The sequence below is a fragment of the Saccharothrix sp. ST-888 genome, assembly GCF_000955975.1.
Classification (GTDB): Bacteria; Actinomycetota; Actinomycetes; order Streptomycetales; family Streptomycetaceae; genus Kitasatospora.
In genome coordinates, this window is the sequence record NZ_JYJF01000349.1 from 1 (window position 1) to 523 (window position 523).

At 74.4% G+C, this 523-nt stretch carries 1 protein-coding gene; it reads right to left on the reverse strand.

Annotated elements, in window-relative coordinates; all coding sequences use genetic code 11:
• Window positions 1-523: acyl carrier protein (locus tag UK12_RS33045; protein ID WP_045306905.1), on the reverse strand; the 523-nt coding region annotated here is incomplete at both ends.

The following is a 523-nucleotide window of genomic DNA, read 5'->3' on the forward strand; positions in this document are numbered from 1 at the left end:
TCCAGTTCCGCGATCACGCCGACCGCGATGACGGAGTCCATGCCGTACCGTTCCAACGCGGCGTCCGGGGACAGCCGTTCGGGGTCGAGCTTGAGCGACGACGCCACCAGTCGCCGCAGGTGACCGGTCGCCTCCTCCACCAGGGCCTGGCCCGCGACGTCGTCCGGCGGCGCGACCGGGTCGGTTCCGGTGACCGGAGCCGCGGTGGACGTGTCCCGGGCCGGGTCGGTGGCGGACTCGCCCGGCGGCTCCTCCTGGTCACCGGCGAACCGGGCCTTCAACTCCTCGCGTCCGCCCACCAGGACGGTGAGCCTGCTCCGGGTGGGGCTGGTGTCCTCGGGGGTCATGGCGTGTCGGAGGGCGGTCAGGGCGCGGGGGGTGTCCAGGGGGGCCAGGCCGAGGGTGCGCAGGTTCTCCCGGACGGCGGTGCCGCCGATGCCGCCCTCCTCCCAGAACGGCCAGTTGACGGAGACCGTGGTTCCGCTGCGCGCGCCGGTGCGGACGAGCTGGTTGCGGTAGGCGG